Origin of the sequence: Pseudoneobacillus rhizosphaerae, from assembly GCF_917563885.1 — a bacterium.
Lineage (GTDB): Bacteria > Bacillota > Bacilli > Bacillales > Cytobacillaceae > Pseudoneobacillus > Pseudoneobacillus rhizosphaerae.
In genome coordinates this window covers 44772-60714 of the sequence record NZ_CAKJTG010000027.1, presented here as the reverse complement: position 1 = coordinate 60714, position 15943 = coordinate 44772, and the positions used below count along the sequence as shown (strand labels likewise).

Below are 15943 nucleotides of genomic sequence, written 5' to 3'. Positions count from 1 at the left end.
GAGCAAGCTCCCAATGATTCGCTCGACTTGCATGTATTAGGCACGCCGCCAGCGTTCGTCCTGAGCCAGGATCAAACTCTCCAATAAAGTGTTTGATTAGCTCATAAAGTTTACTCTGGCTAGTTCCAACTTCCTAAAAGAAAGTTTTCACTTAATTTGTTATTGTTTGGTTGTTTAGTTTTCAAAGAGCAAATTTTTTATCGCCCAAAAGCGACTTTATTAATTTAACACAACACATTATCACTGTCAACAACTTTTTCATTACGATAATTCGTATTGAGAATTGCTCAGCAGCGACGTTTATTAATATACCAAAATAACATCTTCAAATCAACTACTTTTAAAAATTATTTTTAAATTATCCTTTGTTAGCTTTGCTTCGCTGCTTTCTAATATATTTCAAACACTCACTTGGAGAAGCTACACGCTTAAATAAAGAAAATAAAATTTTATATCTTTCTTCCATTGCTCTTTTCACAATATGATCAATCCGCTCATCCTTTAAATCAAATAATATTTCGTCCATCTCCCTTTTAATTAAATACTGAATTTCTTTTACTTCTTTTTCATTTACTAACATTCCTAACATTGGAAAACCCCCAAAATTTTCTTTGTTTATGTAGTGTTTTCCAATTTAATGAATTTTATAATAAAAAATGTTCATAACGGTGAAATCTCTGCATAAAAATGAGACAAGAAGTGTTTTGGACGAGGTGATTAGTTAATGAATTTCTTTTTAGTCATGAATGGAAAAGCTTTAAAACAAATGATTCTAATTGTTGTACTTGCCTTTATTACTGCTTTTTTTCTTTATATTGAGAATAGGGCCTACTCACCAGTGTTTTCAACTCAGGATGGACCTAAAGCTGTTTATAGAGGTGAAAAGGATGTTGCCCTCACCTTTAATATTGGCTGGGGAGATGAGAAAGCCGCACCTATCCTTGACCTCTTAGAAAAAAGAGGGATTAAGTCTGCTACTTTCTTTCTATCAGGTGCATGGGCAGAGAGACACCCAGATTTAGTGTCAAAAATGGTCAAGTCTGGGTTTGAAATAGGTATGCTTGGCTATGCCTATGTAGACTACTCTGAGTTAGAAGAAAGTGAGATTAGAAAGGATATTTCTAAAGCTCAAGTTGCCTTTGGTAAACTCAATATAAAGGATATAAAGCTTTTGAGAGCTCCAACAGGGCATTTTGATCAAAGAACCCTAAAAGCAGCAGAACATTTAGGTTACACGGTTGTTCATTGGAGTGTCGATTCGAAAGACTGGACAAATCCTGGAGCAGAAACCATCGCAACAAATGTTAAAGCTGCCAAAAAAGGCGATATTATTCTTTTACATGCATCTGATTCTGCAAAGCAAACAGTAAAAGCCTTACCTTCAATCCTCAATGATTTAGACAATAAAGGATTAAAGATTGTTACTGTATCAGGAATGATAGCGAATGGTAATGCAAGGTCCATCGAAATAAAATAGGTATAAAATAAAGCCATCCTTATTTGGATGGCTTTACTTTTTGTTGCTTAGGGTTATTTACTTTTGTTTTTGGAATTTTAGGGCTAGCTAATTTTGACTTTTGTTGTTTTTCTAATGAAGATTTCTCGTTTAACTTATGAAGAATTAATAATTGATAAGCATTACAAATTAATAAAGAAATTAACATTAAGTATACCCAGCCTTCTTCATTAACACGAAGAACGGGAACCCATTCAAGTGTAGTAACAACCACCATAAAAAATACAGCAGGAATAAAAGCCTCTTTATTAGTCTGTTTAGCTTTTATATAAGCTACTACTAAACCACTTGCAAGAACAAAAATAGCTAATGCAATATACGGAACAATACTATCTCCGGTCTTTGAGAAGGCAGTATAGCGCAAGTAGACTAAATCAAATACTACAAAGAGAATTAAAATAACCTGCACCGAGTTCCATAATTTAAGGGACTTAAAAATACCTAGTCCAAATCTGTGAACGGTTAAATAAGCGGCAAAGCCCATTTGACTTAAAACACTAAAAATAAGCCCAACGCCAAATAACCAAAACAATGCCATTATAATGTCGATTAATTGGAAATTTAAAAAATATGGTTTAAATTCATCCCATCTCACAAAAAATCCTATTATTCCTGTTGCTGTTCCACCTAGTAAAAGTGTAGAGAAGAACAACCTTACCAAATTTCGGCTTGTCACGTTCATTTCCTCCAAAAAGTTATTCCATTCAATTGATTGTACCAATCCAAGATAAAAAAATCTAGGTTGAATAATTTCACGCCAATTTCTCATCCTAACAGTAAGGATTAATATGTGAAAGGAGCTTGGCTATGTTAAAAGGGAAAAAACTGCTACTCCTAATTTTAATGATCATTGTTCTCTCGGGTTGTACAGGGACTAAAGATAGTGGCGGAGAATTAGATTATGAGCAAACAAAAAAAATGGTTGTCGATATACTTAAAACAGATGACGGGAAGAAAGCAATTCAAGAAGTAATGTCCGATGAAAAAATGCAAGAAAAGCTTGTGATGGATCAAAAGGTAGTGACCGATACCATTGAAAAGACATTAACCTCTGATAAGGGGGCCGATTTTTGGAAAAAGAACTTTGAAGATCCTAAATTTGCGGAGAGTATTGCCAAAAGTATGAAAAAGGAAAATGAAGCACTTTTAAAGGATTTAATGAAGGATCCTGAATATCGTGGAATGATGGTTGAAGTACTTAAGGATCCTGAACTTGAAAAAGAATTAACTACTGTCTTAAAAAGTAAAGAATATCGGGAACATTTACAAAAGGTAGTGACCGAGACGTTCGAGAGTCCCTTGTTCAAGGTTAAAATGCAGGCTATCTTAATTAAAGCGGCCGAAGAAATCAAAAGTGATGAATCAAAAAGTGGCGATGGAGGAAAAAGTGGGGGAGGATCCGGCGGCGGCGGCGGCAGTGGCAGTGGTGGATGAAATAAAAAGAGGCTGATCAAATCAGCCTCTTTTTTTATTTTTCGAGAAGACTTACTACTTTCTCAGCTATTCCTAAGTAGACTTTACCTAACTTATGTTCTACCTGGTAGACAGATGGAGCAAAATCTTTTTCGTTTACATCTGGTTGTGCTAAAGGAAGTTTTCCTAAAAGTTCTGTCTGAAGCTCGTCAGCAAGTTTTTCTCCGCCACCTTGTCCAAACACATATTCTTTCTCACCTGTTAGTTTACTTTCAAAATAAGACATGTTCTCCACTACACCTAAAATTTCATGGTCTGTACGTAGAGCCATTGCACCAGCACGTGCAGCTACAAAGGCAGCAGTTGCATGTGGTGTTGTCACGATAATTTCTTTACAAGTTGGTAGCATCGTATGAACATCCAAAGCCACATCCCCAGTTCCAGGCGGTAAATCTAAAAGTAAATAATCTAATTCTCCCCATTCTACCTCATTAAAGAAACTATTTAACATTTTCCCTAGCATAGGTCCACGCCAAATGATTGGTGCATTATCTTCAACAAAGAAGCCCATTGAAATAACCTTCACACCAAAACGTTCGACTGGTAGAATTTTTTCATTTTTCACTACTGGTCTATTCGTTATTCCCATCATATCAGGAACACTAAAACCGTATATATCTGCATCGACTAATCCAACTTTTTTTCCTAATCGTGCTAATGAAACAGCTAGGTTAACGGAGACAGTAGATTTTCCTACTCCACCCTTACCACTTGCGATAGCAATAAACGTCGTTTTATTTCCGGCACTTAATAGGCCTTTGTCTTCTTCTGGCTTCGCAACTTGATGCTTTAATAACTCTTCATCAGGTAACTGGCTAAATCTTAACCCAACAGACTCTGCTCCCGCTTCTTTTAATACGTTAACAATTTGTGTTTGAAGTTGTAATTGCTCTGCTGTACCTGTTTTGGCTATCGCAATTTTTACGCTCACATGATTCTTTTCTTCTTTTATCTTAATTTCTTCAATTGCATTAATTTCACCTAACGCTTTATGTAAAAAGGGCTCCTTTATTCCATTTAGCACTTCTAGAACTTTTGCTTCTGTTAACATAATAAACCCCCATCTTTAGAATACATTACCAATATACAGTATAGCATAATATATCACTTTAACTGTTATCTGAATCACACTTCAAAATGCATTTATATTTCGATAAGGCTGTTTTCGCAAAGATTGTTGCTTTTCGAACTAAGTTTAAACCCGTATTTATTAAGGCTTCGGGGCATCTTTTCGTCATTGTTTCAAGTTTTTTTGTGCTAATCTATGATTTTGTTTGCTATTTTATATGCATTAGCAACAATGTTTACGAAAAGAGCCTTCGATAAAGAACTTAATTGAAAAAGAGGTGCCAAAAAGTAGCCCTCTTAGTCTTGTTTATCCTCATTAGAATAATACCTTAATATTCCATTGTAAACCGATGCAGCTACTTTCTCCTGGTATTTATCTAATTTTAAATATTCTTTTTCTGCTGGATTTGATAAAAATCCAATTTCAACCAATACACCGGGTTTTTGTGCATGTTTAAGCATATACGTACTATTCATTGGCTTTGCTTCTCTATCAGTATTTTCTAAGTTACGGCGAAGTTCAGCCTGTATTAACTTTGCAGCCCTTTTATTTTCAATAAATTGAGGTGCATAAAAGACTTGTGCTCCTCTCCACTGTGGTTCAGGTATCGCATTTAGATGAATACTTAAAAAGAAATCCACTTGTGGATCATTTATCATTTCTACTCTTCGCTTTAAATCTTGAGCTTTTCTTTTACTAAGCCCTTTTAAACCTGGGTCTGCTAGATCGGTGTCTGTTTCCCTGGTCATGACTACGAGAGCACCTTGCTGCTGAAGATAGTCTTTCATTTTTAATGAAACCTTCAGGGCAATGTCTTTTTCAATAGCATCCTTCGGTCCAGCACCTGGATCTGGATAACCATGTCCAGGGTCAATCAAAATAATCTTTCCAGATAGAGGCAAATTCCATGAGTTCCATGAATCATTCTCCATAAAGTCATACTGCAAAATTAAAAACAACAAAAGCAAACCAACCGAAAATGCACCTATTTTGAGTTTCTTTTTCACGAAGTAACCATTCCTTCCTGCTCGTCCCTTGTCAATTCACTATATGGGACAGGAAAGAATTTTAGAACATTAAATAGTTAATCGACCAAAACTCGAGGAAAAAAGATTTCCCTCGAGATGTTAGCCAATGAACATATGTTATTAATGAAGACGCAATTTATATCTTAGTTCTCCTTTTTTGAAGCCCTCGACCCACCACTCACTTACATATTGTTCACATATAAAGTAGAGTGACTCATTAAACATACCTTCATCTAAAGAGCCCCAATATAAGATAAAATTGTATAAGGTATCTGCAAAATGTTTCTCTTCGGTGGCACAACGCATCCGAATGGATTCCATCGATTCTCCATAATAGCCAAATTTACTAAATTTCGCTCCAAGCAGATAGGCCTCAATGGCAACATCATAACAAGCCTCTTCTATTCCATTTTGCATTAATAAGTTTTTTGTAAAGCTTGTTGAGCCGAATAAACGTTGGACACGTGCTTTTAGCATATTTATTGATAAGTCACGAAGAATGGTACGTTCATACTTAATTTGTTTATCTCTTCTTTTATCTTTAAGAGAAGTAATGACATTCATATTCTCACCTCTTAAAAATAGTCTTTAACCATAAGCGATGACTATCCGTAAATTCCATTTCCAATATTTCATTATGATGGAACGAATATTTTCATAAATTTAAATTAAGTCCAGTAATTAATAAAACCTCAGTCCGAAAACTGAGGTACTAGACAATACCACTTACTGATCATCTATTTTTCCTTTTGTTAACGCTCTTCGGTCAGTAGCCCTAGGTGGTTCTTCTAGCCAGCCTTTATCAATCATGAGGTTTGTCCCATCTTCCCCGTATCTTGCAAGTTCAGCAGTGAGTAAACCATATTGTAAAGCCAAATCTCTTCTTGATGTAACACTCAATGCGGCACCATAAAAAGCAATGGCGAGTTGTGTTGATAATTGCACTTGATACATCATAAATTTGTCAGAAAAAGGCGTTTTTGTCGAATCAGTCACAAGTGATTGCCAGGATACTGGGGAATTGAGCTTTTCCTCGTTAAAGATTGTTAAAAAGATTCCAAGATGTTTATTGGAAATCTCCATACCTCTTTTAATAAATTTACGAACTTTGTCAGAAGCTGCGACTTGGCTAAATCCAACCTTTAAAGCCACATGTAGATTCATCTTATTCATATTAAAGGTAATATCTCCTATTTCCATACCTGTTAATGGGCGACGTTCTCCAAACCATCCTGTTAGAAAGCTTTGGTGTTTAACAAAATCAATTTTTTCAGGTGGTGAAATAACTGGTGGCCGTGAGAAAAGACCTTTCGTAAGCAGTGTATCCATAGTTGTTTCATAAAGCATCATTGTTTCAGTATTGCAAGCTATGTAATATTTTCTTAAATCAGAACGGATAGAAGTACCCACTGACAGTGCATATCCTGTTAATCCTTGAAGAGACATTATATAAATGTAGTACAAGTAAAAGGGATCTTGAAAAAGACGTGGAGCTAGAACATTTACATCCTCTTCCGTGAAACCTTTTGGAATAGGATAATTTTCTCCATTAAAGAAGACTATTATTTGTTGGACATGATTTTCTGAAAGATTTAAAGCTGTCTTATATATTTTATATATATCCTTATCTTCAATATGTTCAAGGGCATATTTAATAAAGCAAATAGACATCGTTTCAAACATATATTGGGTCCAAAGGCTTGTGATTTCAGGGGCTGTTAATCGTATACTGTTATTTTCCATTATATCGTCCTCTTAAATAGTTATTTTACCTTTACCATCTCCTTTGCTTTAAATCCCTATACCATTTTTTACAAAAAGTGAGGCTATCTTTCCTTCAGAAAACAAAATTCGTACTACTCTTGATCTATTTCTGGCTTATCCAGTCCGAATCAAGTACTTATTCATACACTCTAATTTTTCCATTCATACCGTATCTTATCTAAATTCAGTAAATTTCCACAAAAAAAAGACCCCCAACCAAAATGGTAGAGAGTCTTCGAACGAAAAATTAACGCTTTGAGAACTGAGGCGCACGACGAGCACCTTTAAGTCCGTATTTTTTACGCTCTTTCATACGTGCATCACGAGTTAATAAACCAGCGCGCTTTAATGTTGGACGGTATTCTGGGTCAACTTGTAGTAAAGCACGAGCGATACCATGACGGATAGCGCCAGCTTGACCAGTGTAACCTCCACCTTTAACATTTACAAGCACATTGTATGCACCTAAAGTTTCAGTTGCATTTAATGGTTGTTTAACCACTTCACGTAATGCTTCGAATGGAATGTATTCTGTAATTTCACGATCGTTGATAATGATGCTTCCGTTACCAGGTACTAGACGTACACGTGCAACAGAACTCTTACGACGGCCTGTACCAATATATTGAACTTGTGCCAAGTTAATAACCTCCCCTAAAAATTATCCGCGAAGTTCGTAAACTTCAGGTTGTTGTGCTTGTTGCTTATGCTCAGGACCTGCATATACGTGTAATTTCTTGAACATTTGACGTCCTAAAGAATTCTTTGGAAGCATTCCTTTGATCGCAAGCTCAAGCATTCTTTCAGCATAGTTAGTTCTCATTTCAAGAGCTGTTCTTTGCTTTAATCCACCTGGATGCATTGTGTGACGGTAATAAATTTTATCCGTTAATTTTTTACCTGTTAAATGTATCTTTGAAGCGTTGATGATGATTACATGATCACCAGTGTCAACGTTTGGTGTGAAAGTTGGTTTATGTTTACCACGTAGGATAGCTGCTACTTCACTTGCAAGACGACCTAAAGTTTGACCTTCAGCATCTACAACTAGCCATTTACGTTCGATATTTTGTGCGTTCGCCATAAATGTTGTGCGCATGGTTTTCCCTCCTATAAATAATCCTTTAATGAAAATTGGTTTCGTATATTTTTAATCACAGATAAGTTCCGGGGCTTATTTGTGGGGATATATAACATACCATATGCTATAATATAACTTCTACAATCATATGTCAAGAAAATGTTACACCAGGGAGGGTTGTTATTGAAAAAAATTATTTAATAATTTACCTTCCATAAATACAATCCCTGTGCAGGAGCTGTTTTCCCAGCATATATTCGATCTCTTTTTTCAATTATTTCAGATATACAACTGGACATACGTTTGCCATTCCCCACTTCTAGAAGTGTTCCCGATATAATCCTTACCATATTATACAAAAAGCCACTACCAACAAAACGGAATACTAGTAATCCATTCTCTTCTATAAGCTCAAGTTCATATATGGTCCTTACCTTATCTTCCACTTCCGTTTTTGCAGAACAGAAGCTTGTAAAATCGTGAGTTCCTACTAGAGATTTCATTGCTTCTTGAATGGCTACGACATCAACAGGAAATGGAAAGCTAGCTGAATAGTTTCGGCTAAAGGGGTCTCGTTTGGTTGCAGGATTTATAAAATAACGATATTCTTTACCCTTTACATCGAAACGGGCATGAAATTCATTTTCAACCTTTTCAGCATCAAGTATAGCCACATCATTAGGAAGCATGGAGTTAAGAGCTATTGGCCATTTCTCGGCGGGAATATCGAGATGGGTATCAAAGTGAAATACCTGGCCTTTAGCATGAACACCCGCATCTGTTCTACCTGATGCAAAAATCTTTACGTCTTTCCCTTTATGCAATTTCTTCAGTGTGTTCTCTACTTCCTCTTGAACCGTTCGATTATTCGGCTGAATTTGATAACCAAAAAAATCAGTTCCATCGTATGCCATTGTACATTTTAGTCTCTGCATTTCCATACATCCCTATGTTCTAAATAAAATTAAGAGTATCGTTAAAATGGCCATAAAGGTAAGAATTATTGTATCAATATAAGTCCAGACTAATTGACGATATTTTGTTCTACCTTCCCCACCACGATATCCTCTAGCTTCCATTGCAATAGCTAATTCCTCTGCACGTTTGAAGGAACTCACAAATAGAGGAATTAATAAAGGGACAATCGCTTTTAATCGATCTTTAATCGGTCCACTTGAAAATTCTACTCCTCTAGCCATTTGTGCCTTCATAATTTTATCTGTTTCCTGCATAAGGGTTGGTATAAACCTTAAAGAAATAGACATCATTAAAGCCATCTCATGTACAGGGAATTTTATCTTTTTCATTGGATTAAGTAGAGTTTCAAGACCATCAGTAATTTCAATTGGTGTGGTTGTCAACGTCAATAGCGACGTCATCAAAATTAAATAAAAAAAGCGCAAACTAATAAAGATACCTTGTCTTAAACCTTCTTCATAGATTTCAATCCAACCAAGTTTAAATAATAACTCACCTTCTTTTGTTAAAAAAAGATGCAAGATTAGAGTGAAAATAACTAGAAAGACAACAGGCTTTAAGCCGGCGTATAAAAAACGAAATGGAATTTTAGACATTCCCAACATTAATAATGTAAATAGTCCAAGTAAAATATAGGTTAGCAAATTATTCGCTAAGAAAACGATACAAACAAATAAAAAAACTAATAAAAGCTTGGATCGAGGGTCCATTCGATGGATGACGGAATCCATTGGAACATATCGTCCAAATATCATTTTCTCCATCATAAACCTATACCTTCTTTCAATTGAGCGGCAATTGCATCAGTAAGCTGGTCAAGCTTTAGATATTTCTTTGGAAACTCTATGCCCATTTTACTCTCATATAGCATTTGAAAACGAATGACCTCAGGGACGTTTAATCCTAACTCAACTAATTCTTTCGGAGAAGAAAAAATTTCTTCTGGATCCCCCTGCTTGTATACCGTTCCCTTGTGCATAATCACGATTTGATCAGCATATTCGGCTGCATCCTCCATACTATGCGTGACTAATATGGTAGAAAGGCCTTTCTTTTTATGAAGATTATAAAAGAGTTCCATGATTTCCTTACGACCTCTAGGGTCTAATCCAGCCGTTGGTTCATCTAAAACTATGACATCAGGTTCCATGGCAAGAACTCCGGCAATCGCAACTCGTCTCATTTGTCCACCTGATAAGTCAAAAGGAGACTTTTCGAGAATATCTTCTGTTAAACCGACAAGTTCAATCGACTGCCTAGCACGTTTTTTAGCTTCACCTTCAGAAACACCAAAATTCATTGGGCCAAAACAAATATCCTTTTCAACTGTTTCTTCAAAAAGCTGATGTTCAGGAAATTGAAAAACAATCCCTATTTTTCTTCGTATGTCCTTTAGATTCTTTTCCTTTTTTCCTGCCTCAATTTTCCTAGCTCCAACCACTATTTGACCTTTTGTTGGCTGTAAAATGGCGTTCAAATGCTGGAGAATTGTTGATTTCCCTGAGCCTGTGTGACCAATAATAGCAAGATAAGTACCTGAAGGAACGGTAAAGGACACATCAAAGATAGCTAGCCTTTCAAAGGGCGTTTTAGCTTGGTAGCGATATTCTACTTGTTGTAATGTGATGTCCATAGCTCCGTTACCAACTCACTTTCTGATAAATGGTGCTTAATGAGGGGAATGCCTTTTTCTCTAAGTAACTTACTTACCTTCACTGAAAAAGGAATATCCAAACCTAGCTCCAATAGTTCCTTATCCATTTGAAAAATTTCCTCAGGGGTTCCTTCGCGATATACTTTACCTTTATTCATCACAATAATCCGGTCAGCCCTAGCTGCTTCATCAAGGTCATGTGTAATCGATATGACAGTCATGACATTTTCCTCTTTAAGCTTTCTTACCGTTTCTAATACCTCTATTCGCCCAACTGGATCTAACATCGAAGTTGCCTCATCTAGGATAATAATAGCAGGCTGCAGGGCAAGAACGCCTGCAATCGCCACTCGTTGCTTTTGGCCACCGGAAAGATGGTGCGGCTCTTGATTCAGAAATTCCTCCATTTTTACTTTCTTTAATGAATTATGAACTCTATCAACCATAATTTCTCTAGCTAATCCGTTATTTTCTAAACCAAAAGCCACATCATCCTGAACGGTTGTTCCGACAAATTGGTTATCTGGATTTTGAAAAACCATCCCTATTTGCTTCCGAACTGTCCATAAATTTTCTTCGCTTATTTCAAGCCCGCAAACAGAAATACTACCTTCTTCGGCAAATTGAAGGCCATTTAGTAGTTTTGCAAGTGTCGACTTCCCTGATCCATTATGACCAACTATCGCAAGCCATTCTCCTTCATAAATATTCATATGAATATTCTCGAGAGCCCTACTTGGTTGATGATCATACCGAAATGCTACATCCTTAATTTCCACAATCGGCTTCTTCATAATCACTCATCCCCTCGTCTCAACCTTCCCTACTCAACTAAACTCTATATTTAAAAGGTATAAAAAAAAGCCTGCTTCCCCTTCCAATAGCAAAAGACGATTACTATTGCTATTGCAATCCATATGGTTAATGGAATGGAAGGGGAGGCATGAGCTAGACGAGACACTAGAACTGCTATTATTCATAAAGTTAATATCCCGAAAAACATATGCTTTTCGCTAATGCTCATCATAACGCTCAATCTTGGCTTGGCTTTCGGCTTGAGAAAAAATCTGTCTCAACATAGACGGGTACCGTCTTACAAAAAAGGGCAAAGAACAAGTTTGTTCTAAACTGTCCATCGCCCTTGTTTTTGTGTGAAAGCTATTAAACTAATTCGATGATGACCATTGGTGCACCGTCACCGCGGCGTGGTCCAAGTTTCATAATACGAGTGTATCCACCTTGACGCTCAGCATAACGAGGAGCGATATCAGTAAATAGTTTTTGTAATGCATCTGTACCAGTTTCAGCATTAGCAATCTCATTACGAACGTATGATGCAGCTTGACGACGAGCGTGTAAATCACCGCGCTTACCTAAAGTGATCATTTTTTCAACTGTCCCACGAAGCTCTTTCGCACGAGTTTCAGTTGTTTCAATACGCTCGTTGATGATTAAATCAGTAGTTAAATCACGAAGCATAGCTTTACGTTGAGAGCTAGTGCGTCCTAACTTTCTGTATCCCATGAGGATTCCCTCCTTTGTTGAAGTAATGAAATGTCTTTACGATATGACAATATACTAGATAAATGGTTTAACTAGTCATCCTTCCTTAAACCCAATCCTAGATCTTCAAGCTTAGCTTTAACTTCTTCTAGAGATTTGCGGCCTAAGTTACGAACCTTCATCATATCTTCTTCTGTTTTATTTGCTAATTCTTGTACGGTATTAATACCAGCACGCTTTAAGCAATTATAAGAACGAACAGAAAGGTCAAGTTCTTCAATTGTCATTTCTAGAACCTTTTCTTTTTGATCTTCTTCTTTTTCAATCATAATTTCAGCATTTTGAGCTTCATCAGTTAATCCAACAAAGATATTTAAATGCTCTGTTAAGATTTTTGAGCCTAAGGCAATAGCATCCTTCGGTCCAGTGCTTCCATCAGTCCATACATCTAACGTCAACTTATCATAGTTAGTCATTTGACCAACACGAGTATTTTCAACTTGATAAGATACACGAGCTACTGGAGTATAGATGGAATCAATCGGGATGACACCAATCGGTTGATCTTCCCTTTTGTTCTGGTCAGCAGGAGTATACCCACGACCACGTCTAGCTGTTAAACGCATGCGAAGATGTCCATTTTTACCCAATGTAGCAATATGAAGTGTTGGATTTAGGATTTCAACATCACTATCATGAGTGATATCAGAAGCCTTAATGACACCTTCACCTTGTACATCAATTTCTAATGTCTTCTCTTCATCCGAATACACTTTAAGAGCCAGCTTTTTGATGTTTAAGATAATGGATGTTACATCCTCTACGACGCCTTCGATTGTTGAAAACTCATGAAGTACCCCATCGATTTGAATCGACGTAACAGCGGCACCTGGGAGTGAAGATAAAAGGATACGACGTAAGGAGTTACCCAAAGTTGTTCCATATCCACGCTCAAGTGGCTCTACGATGAACTTCCCGTACTTGGCATCATCGCTGATCTCAACCGTTTCGATTTTTGGTTTTTCTATTTCGATCATCAAATACACCCTCCTTCAAAACGTCGAACCTCAGTTAAATCCTTCAACTGAAATTCCCCTGTTTACGTTCCCGTATGTGCACAACAACTCGATATTTTTAACTGTATTACCAAGAATAATTGCATCATATCCATTATAGACAATGATACAAAACTCTATACAGAGAAATTAAACACGGCGACGTTTTGGTGGGCGGCATCCATTATGTGGAACTGGAGTAACGTCTTTAATAGCAGTAACTTCAAGACCAGCAGCTTGTAATGCACGGATAGCAGCTTCACGACCTGCACCAGGACCTTTAACAGTTACTTCTAAAGTTTTCATACCATGTTCGATAGAAGCCTTTGCAGCAGTTTCAGCAGCCATCTGTGCAGCAAATGGAGTAGATTTACGAGAACCTCTGAATCCAAGAGCACCAGCGCTTGACCATGCAAGAGCATTACCATGAGCATCAGTAATCGTTACAATTGTATTATTGAATGTAGAACGGATGTGTGCAATACCAGTATCGATATTCTTTTTCACACGACGTTTACGAGTATTTGTTTTACGAGCCATCGATTGTTACCTCCTTTACGGATTATTTTTTCTTGTTCGCAACAGTCTTACGAGGACCTTTACGAGTACGAGCGTTGTTTTTAGTGTTTTGTCCGCGAACCGGTAAGCCACGACGGTGACGTAAACCGCGATAGCAGCCAATCTCCATTAAACGCTTAATGTTAAGGGATACTTCACGACGAAGGTCACCTTCAACTTTTAACTTATCAATAAGATCACGAATTTTATTTAACTCATCTTCTGTTAAATCGCGTACACGAGTGTCTTCAGAAACACCTGCATCAGCTAATACTTTTTGTGCTGTAATTTTTCCAATACCATAAATGTATGTTAATGAAATAACTACACGCTTTTCACGTGGAATATCCACACCAGCTATACGTGCCATAAAAATAGCGCACCTCCTTCAATATTAACCTTGTTTTTGTTTATGTTTAGGGTTTTCACAAATAACCATAACTTTCCCACGTCTACGAATAACTTTACATTTTTCGCAGATTGGTTTAACAGATGGTCTTACTTTCATTATCCTAACCTCCCTGATAGTACGGAGTGCAATAATTTATTTAAAACGGTAAGTGATTCTACCACGTGTTAAGTCGTATGGAGATAGTTCAACCGTTACCTTGTCACCTGGTAAAATTCGAATAAAATGCATACGAATTTTCCCTGATACATGTGCAAGGACAGAATGACCATTTTCCAATTCTACCTTAAACATGGCGTTAGGCAAAGTTTCCGTGACTGTGCCTTCAATCTCAATTACATCATCTTTCGCCATTCATATCGTCTCCCTTCTCATCCTAATTGACGTTGTGGTCGATGAACTTTGCCAAGGCAGATCATCTACACTATTGTGAATATTTCATAACCAGAATCAGTGATAGCAATTGTATGCTCGAAGTGAGCACACCAACGTCCGTCAACTGTAACAACCGTCCAGTTATCGGCTAACGTCTTTACATATCGACTGCCTGCATTCACCATCGGTTCGATTGCCAGTACCATTCCAGGCTTTAGACGAGGTCCTTTATTAGGTGGACCATAATGTGGAATTTGTGGATCCTCATGTAAGTCTTGCCCGATACCGTGACCAACATACTCGCGTACAATAGAAAAGCCGTTCTCTTCCACATACGTTTGGATTTTATTGGAGATGTTCGATAGGCGTTCACCTGGTTTTGCTTCTTTCAAACCTCTATATAATGACTCTTCTGTGACTTCTAATAGTCTTGCAGTCGCATCATCAATAGTTCCAACACCGTATGTCCAAGCAGAATCTCCATGATAACCATTGAATTTAGCACCAATGTCGATACTAATAATATCGCCATTATTTAAAACCCGATTACCAGGAATACCATGAACAAGTTCTTCATTCACAGAAGCACAGATACTGCCACGAAAACCATTATAACCTTTAAACGATGGAATTGCATCATGTTTGCGTATAAACTCCTCGGCAATTCGATCCAATTCTTCAGTCGTTACTCCAGGAGCTATATGTTTCTTTAATTCCTGATGTGTTAGGGCTACAATTCGTCCAGCTTCTCGCATAATATCGAGTTCACGAGGGGTTTTACAGATGATCATTCAGATAAGCTCCCAAGTAGCTCGTTAATTTCAGCAAATACCACATTGATATCCTGCTGTCCATTTATATTACGCAAATATCCTTTTGCTTCATAGAAGTTTAACAATGGTGCAGTTTGTTGCATATTTACTTCTAAACGATTTTGGACTGTAGCTTCATTATCATCAGCACGTTGATATAACTCTCCACCACAACGATCACAAACACCATCAGTAGTAGGAGGATTAAAAACAAGATGATACGTAGCACCACAGTTTTTACAAATACGTCTTCCTGTTAAACGAGCCATTAAAAGCTCATGATCGACATCAATATTAATACAGAAATCAATCTTTTTATTTAATTCGGTAAGAATTCCTTCCAGTGCTTCTGCTTGAGGTACTGTTCTTGGAAAGCCATCAAGTAAAAATCCCTTTTCACAGTCGGGCTTGCTTAGACGTTCGTGTACAATCCCAATTGTCACATCATCAGGAACAAGAGCACCTTGATCCATGAAGGATTTCGCTTTTAAGCCTAGTTCAGTTTCCTCTTTCATTGCGGCACGGAACATATCTCCGGTAGAGATATGAGGAATACCGTACTGTTCAACGATTCTTTCAGCCTGTGTTCCTTTTCCAGCACCAGGAAGACCCATTAATACTAAGTTCACGTATATCCCCCCTAGTTAAAACGTATCGGTTAAGGGAAC

At 37.1% G+C, this 15943-nt stretch carries 22 protein-coding genes and 1 rRNA gene; 2 read left to right on the top strand and 21 right to left on the bottom strand.

Going from position 1 to position 15943, the window contains the following annotated elements; genetic code table 11:
• Positions 1 to 87: ribosomal RNA gene (locus LRP83_RS19105) — 16S ribosomal RNA — on the bottom strand; the annotation flags it as partial.
• A 271-nt stretch (positions 88 to 358) separates the two neighbouring features.
• Positions 359 to 589 carry a hypothetical protein gene (locus LRP83_RS19100; protein WP_230498304.1) on the bottom strand — a complete coding sequence of 77 codons (231 nt, stop codon included), beginning with the start codon at positions 587 to 589 and terminating at the stop codon, positions 359 to 361.
• 135 nt (positions 590 to 724) lie between these two features.
• On the opposite strand from LRP83_RS19100, the gene pdaB reads away from it, so the two are divergent.
• The gene (pdaB, locus tag LRP83_RS19095) at positions 725 to 1477 is read left to right on the top strand and encodes a polysaccharide deacetylase family sporulation protein PdaB (RefSeq protein ID WP_230498303.1); all 753 of its coding nucleotides are present in this window, start codon (positions 725 to 727) and stop codon (positions 1475 to 1477) included.
• 19 nt (positions 1478 to 1496) lie between these two features.
• Here pdaB and LRP83_RS19090 read toward each other — a convergent pair whose 3' ends face one another.
• Positions 1497 to 2192, bottom strand: a complete 696-nt coding sequence (locus LRP83_RS19090; protein ID WP_230498302.1) for a KinB-signaling pathway activation protein — start codon at positions 2190 to 2192, stop codon at positions 1497 to 1499.
• A 131-nt stretch (positions 2193 to 2323) separates the two neighbouring features.
• On the opposite strand from LRP83_RS19090, the gene gerD reads away from it, so the two are divergent.
• Positions 2324 to 2950 (top strand): spore germination lipoprotein GerD, encoded by a 627-nt coding sequence (gene gerD, locus LRP83_RS19085; protein ID WP_230498301.1) that lies wholly within the window; start codon positions 2324 to 2326, stop codon positions 2948 to 2950.
• Positions 2951 to 2984: 34 nt separating this feature from the next.
• Here gerD and LRP83_RS19080 read toward each other — a convergent pair whose 3' ends face one another.
• The 18 genes from LRP83_RS19080 to LRP83_RS18995 form a co-directional block, all read right to left on the bottom strand.
• A complete protein-coding gene (locus LRP83_RS19080) occupies positions 2985 to 4040 on the bottom strand; it encodes a P-loop NTPase (protein WP_230498300.1) in 1056 nt (351 codons plus the stop codon).
• Between the two features lie 314 nt (positions 4041 to 4354).
• The gene (cwlD, locus tag LRP83_RS19075) at positions 4355 to 5065 is read right to left on the bottom strand and encodes an N-acetylmuramoyl-L-alanine amidase CwlD (protein WP_230498299.1); all 711 of its coding nucleotides are present in this window, start codon (positions 5063 to 5065) and stop codon (positions 4355 to 4357) included.
• Positions 5066 to 5206: 141 nt separating this feature from the next.
• Entirely contained in the window at positions 5207 to 5650 is a 444-nt protein-coding gene (locus LRP83_RS19070; protein ID WP_230498298.1) for a YbaK family protein, read from the bottom strand.
• 162 nt (positions 5651 to 5812) lie between these two features.
• Positions 5813 to 6829, bottom strand: coding sequence for a DUF3231 family protein (locus LRP83_RS19065; protein ID WP_230498297.1), 1017 nt, complete (start codon positions 6827 to 6829; stop codon positions 5813 to 5815).
• A gap of 268 nt (positions 6830 to 7097) precedes the next feature.
• On the bottom strand, positions 7098 to 7490 hold the full coding sequence (gene rpsI / locus LRP83_RS19060; protein ID WP_230498296.1) for a 30S ribosomal protein S9: 393 nt from the start codon (positions 7488 to 7490) through the stop codon (positions 7098 to 7100).
• 21 nt (positions 7491 to 7511) lie between these two features.
• A complete protein-coding gene (rplM, locus tag LRP83_RS19055; RefSeq protein ID WP_230498295.1) occupies positions 7512 to 7949 on the bottom strand; it encodes a 50S ribosomal protein L13 in 438 nt (145 codons plus the stop codon).
• Between the two features lie 179 nt (positions 7950 to 8128).
• The gene (gene truA, locus LRP83_RS19050; protein WP_230498294.1) at positions 8129 to 8866 is read right to left on the bottom strand and encodes a tRNA pseudouridine(38-40) synthase TruA; all 738 of its coding nucleotides are present in this window, start codon (positions 8864 to 8866) and stop codon (positions 8129 to 8131) included.
• Between the two features lie 12 nt (positions 8867 to 8878).
• Positions 8879 to 9676, bottom strand: a complete 798-nt coding sequence (locus LRP83_RS19045) for an energy-coupling factor transporter transmembrane component T family protein (RefSeq protein WP_230498293.1) — start codon at positions 9674 to 9676, stop codon at positions 8879 to 8881.
• The gene (locus LRP83_RS19040) at positions 9673 to 10542 is read right to left on the bottom strand and encodes an energy-coupling factor ABC transporter ATP-binding protein (protein ID WP_230498292.1); all 870 of its coding nucleotides are present in this window, start codon (positions 10540 to 10542) and stop codon (positions 9673 to 9675) included. Before LRP83_RS19040 ends, LRP83_RS19045 begins: the two co-directional genes overlap by 4 nt.
• Positions 10518 to 11357: an energy-coupling factor ABC transporter ATP-binding protein gene (locus LRP83_RS19035; RefSeq protein ID WP_230498291.1), complete on the bottom strand. Its 840-nt coding sequence runs from the start codon at positions 11355 to 11357 to the stop codon at positions 10518 to 10520. The genes LRP83_RS19040 and LRP83_RS19035 overlap by 25 nt, the downstream gene beginning before the upstream one ends.
• A 367-nt stretch (positions 11358 to 11724) precedes the next feature.
• The gene (gene rplQ / locus LRP83_RS19030) at positions 11725 to 12087 is read right to left on the bottom strand and encodes a 50S ribosomal protein L17 (RefSeq protein WP_230498290.1); all 363 of its coding nucleotides are present in this window, start codon (positions 12085 to 12087) and stop codon (positions 11725 to 11727) included.
• A gap of 71 nt (positions 12088 to 12158) precedes the next feature.
• Positions 12159 to 13103 (bottom strand): DNA-directed RNA polymerase subunit alpha, encoded by a 945-nt coding sequence (locus LRP83_RS19025; RefSeq protein WP_230498289.1) that lies wholly within the window; start codon positions 13101 to 13103, stop codon positions 12159 to 12161.
• Between the two features lie 168 nt (positions 13104 to 13271).
• Complete coding sequence (rpsK, locus tag LRP83_RS19020) at positions 13272 to 13661, bottom strand: 30S ribosomal protein S11 (protein WP_230498288.1); 390 nt, start codon at positions 13659 to 13661, stop codon at positions 13272 to 13274.
• Between the two features lie 22 nt (positions 13662 to 13683).
• Positions 13684 to 14049, bottom strand: coding sequence for a 30S ribosomal protein S13 (rpsM, locus tag LRP83_RS19015; RefSeq protein ID WP_230498287.1), 366 nt, complete (start codon positions 14047 to 14049; stop codon positions 13684 to 13686).
• A 24-nt stretch (positions 14050 to 14073) separates the two neighbouring features.
• Positions 14074 to 14187 carry a 50S ribosomal protein L36 gene (gene rpmJ / locus LRP83_RS19010; protein WP_000868344.1) on the bottom strand — a complete coding sequence of 38 codons (114 nt, stop codon included), beginning with the start codon at positions 14185 to 14187 and terminating at the stop codon, positions 14074 to 14076.
• Between the two features lie 36 nt (positions 14188 to 14223).
• A complete protein-coding gene (infA, locus tag LRP83_RS19005) occupies positions 14224 to 14442 on the bottom strand; it encodes a translation initiation factor IF-1 (protein ID WP_230498286.1) in 219 nt (72 codons plus the stop codon).
• A gap of 65 nt (positions 14443 to 14507) precedes the next feature.
• Positions 14508 to 15254, bottom strand: coding sequence for a type I methionyl aminopeptidase (gene map, locus LRP83_RS19000; RefSeq protein WP_230498285.1), 747 nt, complete (start codon positions 15252 to 15254; stop codon positions 14508 to 14510).
• Positions 15251 to 15904 (bottom strand): adenylate kinase, encoded by a 654-nt coding sequence (locus tag LRP83_RS18995; RefSeq protein ID WP_230498284.1) that lies wholly within the window; start codon positions 15902 to 15904, stop codon positions 15251 to 15253. The genes map and LRP83_RS18995 overlap by 4 nt, the downstream gene beginning before the upstream one ends.
• Between the last annotated feature and the right edge of the window lie 39 nt (positions 15905 to 15943).

Coding starts and splice junctions, on each gene's coding strand:
- LRP83_RS19100 (WP_230498304.1), bottom strand. CDS start 589: ATGTTAGGAATGTTAGTAAATGAAAAAGAAGTAAAAGAAATTCAGTAT.
- pdaB (WP_230498303.1), top strand. CDS start 725: ATGAATTTCTTTTTAGTCATGAATGGAAAAGCTTTAAAACAAATGATT.
- gerD (WP_230498301.1), top strand. CDS start 2,324: ATGTTAAAAGGGAAAAAACTGCTACTCCTAATTTTAATGATCATTGTT.
- LRP83_RS19080 (WP_230498300.1), bottom strand. CDS start 4,040: ATGTTAACAGAAGCAAAAGTTCTAGAAGTGCTAAATGGAATAAAGGAG.
- LRP83_RS19070 (WP_230498298.1), bottom strand. CDS start 5,650: ATGAATGTCATTACTTCTCTTAAAGATAAAAGAAGAGATAAACAAATT.
- LRP83_RS19065 (WP_230498297.1), bottom strand. CDS start 6,829: ATGGAAAATAACAGTATACGATTAACAGCCCCTGAAATCACAAGCCTT.
- rplM (WP_230498295.1), bottom strand. CDS start 7,949: ATGCGCACAACATTTATGGCGAACGCACAAAATATCGAACGTAAATGG.
- truA (WP_230498294.1), bottom strand. CDS start 8,866: ATGCAGAGACTAAAATGTACAATGGCATACGATGGAACTGATTTTTTT.
- LRP83_RS19045 (WP_230498293.1), bottom strand. CDS start 9,676: ATGATGGAGAAAATGATATTTGGACGATATGTTCCAATGGATTCCGTC.
- LRP83_RS19040 (WP_230498292.1), bottom strand. CDS start 10,542: ATGGACATCACATTACAACAAGTAGAATATCGCTACCAAGCTAAAACG.
- LRP83_RS19035 (WP_230498291.1), bottom strand. CDS start 11,357: ATGAAGAAGCCGATTGTGGAAATTAAGGATGTAGCATTTCGGTATGAT.
- rplQ (WP_230498290.1), bottom strand. CDS start 12,087: ATGGGATACAGAAAGTTAGGACGCACTAGCTCTCAACGTAAAGCTATG.
- LRP83_RS19025 (WP_230498289.1), bottom strand. CDS start 13,103: ATGATCGAAATAGAAAAACCAAAAATCGAAACGGTTGAGATCAGCGAT.
- rpsK (WP_230498288.1), bottom strand. CDS start 13,661: ATGGCTCGTAAAACAAATACTCGTAAACGTCGTGTGAAAAAGAATATC.
- rpsM (WP_230498287.1), bottom strand. CDS start 14,049: ATGGCACGTATAGCTGGTGTGGATATTCCACGTGAAAAGCGTGTAGTT.
- rpmJ (WP_000868344.1), bottom strand. CDS start 14,187: ATGAAAGTAAGACCATCTGTTAAACCAATCTGCGAAAAATGTAAAGTT.
- infA (WP_230498286.1), bottom strand. CDS start 14,442: ATGGCGAAAGATGATGTAATTGAGATTGAAGGCACAGTCACGGAAACT.
- map (WP_230498285.1), bottom strand. CDS start 15,254: ATGATCATCTGTAAAACCCCTCGTGAACTCGATATTATGCGAGAAGCT.